Source organism: Sphingopyxis sp., from assembly GCF_035565275.1.
GTDB lineage: Bacteria > Pseudomonadota > Alphaproteobacteria > Sphingomonadales > Sphingomonadaceae > Sphingopyxis.
In genome coordinates, this window is sequence record NZ_DATMST010000234.1 from 1 (window position 1) to 5,486 (window position 5,486).

Below are 5,486 nucleotides of genomic sequence, written 5' to 3' on the forward strand. Positions count from 1 at the left end.
GATCCGCGAGCGCGTCGCCGCGGCGCGCGAGACCCGCGCCGGCGCCGTCGCGCGATCCGAAAATGCCGAACTCCGCCGTATCGAGATGGGCCGTCTGTCGGGCGAGCGTTTCGAATGCCCGCCGCCATTGCTGCCGCAAAAGGTCGGGTTCGAAAGCGATGGCGTCGGCGATGCGAACGCCGAATCGGCGCAGCACGACCGGCTGATCGCCGACCGCGAACGGCTGGGCCCGGTCAATCTCGTCGCCGCCGACGAACTCGCCGAGCTCGATACCGAGCGTGAAAAGAACGCCGCCGAGATCGAGGAACTGGCGCAAGCCGTCAACCGCCTGCGCGGGTCGATCGGCAATCTGAACCGCGAGGGGCGTGTGCGACTTCTGGCGGCGTTCGAAGCGGTGAACGGGCATTTCCAGCGGCTGTTCACGACCCTGTTCAACGGCGGGCAGGCGCATCTCGAGCTCGTCGATTCGGACGATCCGCTCGAAGCGGGCCTCGAAATCATGGCGCAGCCACCGGGCAAGAGGCTCGGCACGCTCACGCTCCTGTCCGGCGGCGAACAGGCGCTGACCGCCGTCGCGCTGATCTTTGGCCTGTTCCTCACCAATCCCGCGCCGATCTGCGTCCTCGACGAGGTCGACGCGCCATTGGACGACGCCAATATCGAACGTTTCTGCGACCTGCTCGACCGGATGAGCCGCGAAACGAACACGCGCTATCTGATTGTCACCCACAATGCGGTGACGATGGCGCGCATGCACCGCCTGTTCGGGGTGACGATGATCGAGCGCGGCGTGTCACGCCTCGTGTCGGTCGACCTTGGCGGCGCCGAGGAACTGCTCGCGGCCGAATAAGCGTCAGGGCGCCATGCCCACGACCAGCATCGCCGCAAAGATCAACAGTCCCGCAAAGCGGTTGCTGCGAAACTTCGCGAGCGCATCCTCGCCGTTCGCCGGATCGAGCGTCACGACCTGCCCCGTCAGATGCACCGCCGCGGGAAGCAGCGCGACGAGCGCCAGAGGATCGGGGCGCACCGCCCACAGCGCGCCGCCCCAGCACGCAAATGCCATCGCATAACATAGCGCGACGCCGCCCTTCACATGGCGTCCCATCGCGCGCGCGCTCGATTTCACACCGATCAGCATATCGTCCTCGATATCCTGAAGCGCGTAGATGGTGTCGTATCCGATGACCCATGCGACGCAGCCAGCATAGAGCAGAGGCAGCGCGAGCCCGTCGGTGCCGCCGACCGCGATCCATGCGACCAGTGCGCCCCAGCTGAACACGAGCCCGAGCCATGCCTGCGGCCACCAGGTGATGCGTTTCATGAACGGGTAGCCGGCGACGAGAATCAGGCTGGCGAGCGCAACGATCTGCGCGCCGCGCGGCAGCTGGAGCAGGACCAATAGCCCGGCGAGCGAGAGCAGCAAGGTCCAGAGCAGCGCGTTCCGCACCGACACCGCGCCGCTTGCGATCGGGCGCGTCGCGGTGCGCGCGACCTTTGCGTCGAGGTCCCGGTCAACGATATCGTTATAGACGCACCCCGCACCCCGCATCGCGATCGCACCGACCAGCAGCCACAGAAACAACGGCCAATGGCTGATCGCCCCGCCGCCCAGCCCGATCGCCCAGGCGCAGGGCCAGTAAAGCAGCCACCAGCCGATCGGCCGGTCGAACCGCGCAAGCAGGGCATAGGGTCGCGCCGCGGACGGAAGCAGGGCCACGAAACCACGGAGCTGGCTGTCGGGAGGGTGAGTGGCAGTCATCGGCAGCGGCCGTGTAGCAGCCGCGGGCGCGACGATAAATCCTGATTCGAACCGCGCGTCGCGATCGGTTTTAGCAGGTTGACGGCGTGCCGGGTTCGAATACGCCGCCGGTGAGATTCCGCGCCTCGCGGATATTGAACGCCGCTGTCGACTTGATCGTCCGCGCACCGAGCCATTTGCCATAAAGCAGGGGCCGATAATTATAGGTGACCTCGACGAACATTATGGCGGTTCCCGCTGGGGCGGTCACCTCCTCGCCCTCCGGCCCCATGCCGGCAAAGTCGTCTCCGGTCTCCCCTGTCCCCTCCGGGCCAAATTCCGAATCGATATCCAGATCGCCGTAACACCGCTGCCAATGGATCCATTGGCCGTCGTCGTCATTCCGTTCGAGGCTGGAGAGGATGATGCGGCCATTTTCCCTGAACCCCAACCCCTCGCCCTGTTTTTCGACGCCTGCGAACACCTCGTTGATGTCGACTTCGCGCACCCGCGGCAACGCGAGATTGCTTCCCGCCGCGATGCGCGAGGCATTATCGGCGACGCTCAACCCGATCTGGCTGATCCGCGTATTGACGAGCGTCAGATTGGCAATTTCAAGGCCACCGCAACCGAGCAGCGCCAGCAGCGGAATGGCAAAGGCCATTTCGATCATGACCGCCGCACGGGCGTCGCGCGCAACACGGCGAATCGCGATCCGGACCCGGCGGGCAATGCGGAAAGCGGCCGTCACAGGCATTCGTCCGGGGGGGCATCGCTACCCGCCGCGAACGGCTGGTTGCGCAAAACCGTCGAGTAGGAAAGCGTCGTCGATTGCGACTGCCCCAGCATTTTCCACACCGGCAGGACGCGATCGAATGTCATCGACGCCGTATAGAGGACCACGTCGTCGGCGCCGCCGTTGCCCGCGTTGCCGCGATCGGCGTCCCAGCGGCCATTTTTGTTGAAATCGTCAAAGCACTCGCCCTCGTCATAGCTTCCGTTGCCGTTGTCGTCGGTATAGCGTTCCTCGACACCGACCTGATCGAAACGGTCATAGGCCTTGCGCGTAAAGCTGACCTCGGCGTTCTTGAACACGTTCAGGACCTGTGCCTCGACCCGGTCGTCAAGTGTGGACTGGTCGATCGCAAATTGTTGCAGGGTCGCGTCGCGGCCCGCGGCACTGACCGCCCCCTGCAGCACCTGCTGCGCATACATCTGCCAACAAAAGTCGAAAATGCCCATCAACAGGAGAAGGAAGACCGGCGCGGTCAGTGCGAACTCGACCAGCGCAACGCCGCGCTCGTCCGCACCGAGACGGCGCAGCGGAGTGCCCCGGCGCGTCACTGGGCCAGCCTCAGCTTCGACATTTGCCGGGCGATCGACTGGAAATTTCTGTTCAGTTCCGCCGTATTGCTCGACGCGAGAGCCTGACCCGACGACGCACATTGGTTGAGGTTCCTGTTTGACTCGCTCCCCTCTTCTTCCGAGGTGAGGCCAAAGGACACCACCCAGACGGTGATTCCCCGGTCGCGCGCGGCCCGGCAAAGCTGCAGGAACCGGTTGGCGTGCCGCGCATCCGAGTCCGCCTTGCTGGTCGACCCGACCCGCACCATCGACCGTTCCAGCCCCTGGTGCGTCAGCTGGGTGGTCGACGTGTCCAGCAGGCCGTCGGTCATGAAAAGAATGTGCCGGTCGATCGGCTCGCCATCGTCGGTGGCATCATTATCGTCGGCGAACAGCCCGGTCGGCGAAATCAACCGCGCCCCCCATGCCATGCCGACATCGTGATAGGTGCCCCCGCCGGTCGTCAAATCATCGATATAGTCGTCGAAAGTCTCTTGGTCCGCGCTCGTCATTACCGTCAACTTCATCGCCGGATTGGGACAGGCGACACTGCTGACGGCCGAATAGTTCGTCGATGACATATACGGCGCAACTTGCCGGCGATCGTGAACGAAGGCGGGAAGGAGCAGTTTCCACTTGGTGGCGTCGACGTCGGTCGGCACCATGTCGATGTCCATGTCAAACGCCTCGGGCGGCGCTGTCTCTTCGGGACCGAAGGACGTGGTCTGCCGCTCCATTATGCAGCCGCCCCAGCGAGCGTTCACATTCCCCCCGCCTGATCCCGTGGCGAACGTCAATCTGGTACCGGAGGAGCCGATCGTGGGCGATCCGACAGTGAAAGTCCGATCCTCATAATGATAGAGGTTCTTCGTCACCATCCGGCAGACCCATTTTCGGTTCTTTCCCGACCCTTCATACCCGCATTCTTCTTCCTGCCCCGATCCCCAGCGCCGTGAAGGCACTGTCACGGTTTGCGACAGCCAGGCAGCATCTGCGTCGCGGAGGATTTTTCCGACATTGACCGTGGTGCTATAGGGCACAACGCCGAAACGGAGCTGGCCATCGCCGATGTCCGCGCTGGTCAGGGTGGTGAAGAAGGACTTCGCCGCCGCCTTCAGCCCGGTTATCTTGTTATCCTCATCGCCTTCGTTCGTTTGCTGCATCGATCCCGTCACGTCGAGAACGAGCATCACGTCGATGTTGGAGATTTCGAGCTTTGCCGTGCAATCGGCCGAAAGGCTGAACTGATCTTTGCCGAAAATATACATGAGCGCGGTCGGCAGGCTCACGCTCGCAGTGCCGACGACGTCTGACGCCTCGGACGCCTCGGATGAAAAGCTGGCGTTCTCGGATCCATAGACGTTGGCGGGGAAGTTGAAATTGAACATCTTGTTCGCTTCGGCTTCCTCGTCCGCGCCGTAGCTGCCGGCGGCCATCGCGCGGCGGCCGGCAAGGACGCCGGCATCGCATGCCTGCTGCAGACGCAATTGGGTCATGTAGGCGCGGCCGATGTCGACCGCCGATCCGACGATTCCGACCACGGGGACGAGCGCCGCGGCGGTCAGCATGAAGGCATTGCCGCGCTGGTCGCGCCGAAACCTTTTCGCGCCCGCCAGCAGGCGGCTGGATATGGTCCCACCCATGGTCAAAAACCCCTCTTCGACCCGCCGCAAAGCTCCCGATGCATGGCGGACCGTCCCGCACTAGGGGGGAACTGCTTACCAAATGGCTAATTGGCCCCACGCTCCCCATCGTCGAGTCGTCGTTTTGACCCGTTTCAGGACAGAAGCGCGCCCTGTCGCGATGGGATGCACGAGGAACCGCCTTCTGCTATCGCCCCCCCATGCCTGCCACTCCCGCCTGGCCACCCGCCAGCACGCCCCGCCTGTTCGTCGACCCGCCGCTGGAGCCCGATGCCGCGCCCGCGATCGACGGCCCGGCCGCGCATTACCTGCTCAACGTCATGCGGATGAAGGCAGGCGATCCGATCCTCCTGTTCGACAATGTCAGCGGCGAATGGCTGGGGGTGGTCGCCGATGCCGGCAAAAGGTCGCTCGCAATACGGATCGAACGACAGATACGCGAGCGCGAGGAGGTGCCCGACCTGTGGCTCTGTTTCGCGCCGGTCAAGAAGGCGCGGCTCGACTGGATCATCGAAAAGGCAACCGAACTCGGCGTCCGCCGTCTGCAGCCCGTGATCACCGAGCGCACGATCGTCGAACGCATCAGGCAGGAACGGCTGGCGGCGCAGATTATCGAGGCGTGCGAGCAATGCGGACGCACCGCGCTTCCCGAACTCGCCGAACCGGTCAAGCTGCCGCAATTGCTCAAGGGCTGGCCGGCGGACCGCGCGCTGCTGTTCGCCGACGAAGCCGGCGGCCAGCCGCTGCCCGCGCTCGAG

Annotated in this window: 5 protein-coding genes and 1 pseudogene; 2 read left to right on the forward strand and 4 right to left on the reverse strand. The window is 64.3% G+C overall.

Annotated features, from left to right (window positions below):
• Window positions 1-850 (forward strand): annotated as a pseudogene (locus tag VN047_RS16050) (chromosome segregation protein); the annotation flags it as partial.
• Between the two features lie 3 nt (window positions 851-853).
• Here VN047_RS16050 and ubiA read toward each other — a convergent pair.
• The 4 genes from ubiA to VN047_RS16070 all read right to left on the reverse strand — a co-directional run bounded on the left by ubiA (window position 854) and on the right by VN047_RS16070 (window position 4,728).
• Window positions 854-1,762: a 4-hydroxybenzoate octaprenyltransferase gene (gene ubiA, locus VN047_RS16055; RefSeq protein WP_325544400.1), complete on the reverse strand. Its 909-nt coding sequence runs from the start codon at window positions 1,760-1,762 to the stop codon at window positions 854-856.
• A gap of 70 nt (window positions 1,763-1,832) precedes the next feature.
• Window positions 1,833-2,498, reverse strand: a complete 666-nt coding sequence (locus VN047_RS16060) for a hypothetical protein (protein WP_414712723.1) — start codon at window positions 2,496-2,498, stop codon at window positions 1,833-1,835.
• A complete protein-coding gene (locus VN047_RS16065; RefSeq protein ID WP_325544403.1) occupies window positions 2,489-3,085 on the reverse strand; it encodes a TadE/TadG family type IV pilus assembly protein in 597 nt (198 codons plus the stop codon). Before VN047_RS16065 ends, VN047_RS16060 begins: the two co-directional genes overlap by 10 nt.
• The gene (locus VN047_RS16070) at window positions 3,082-4,728 is read right to left on the reverse strand and encodes a TadE/TadG family type IV pilus assembly protein (protein WP_325544405.1); all 1,647 of its coding nucleotides are present in this window, start codon (window positions 4,726-4,728) and stop codon (window positions 3,082-3,084) included. The genes VN047_RS16065 and VN047_RS16070 overlap by 4 nt, the downstream gene beginning before the upstream one ends.
• Before the next feature lie 200 nt (window positions 4,729-4,928).
• On the opposite strand from VN047_RS16070, the gene VN047_RS16075 reads away from it, so the two are divergent.
• A partial coding sequence (locus VN047_RS16075; RefSeq protein WP_325544407.1) for an RsmE family RNA methyltransferase occupies window positions 4,929-5,486 on the forward strand: 558 nt, incomplete at its 3' end.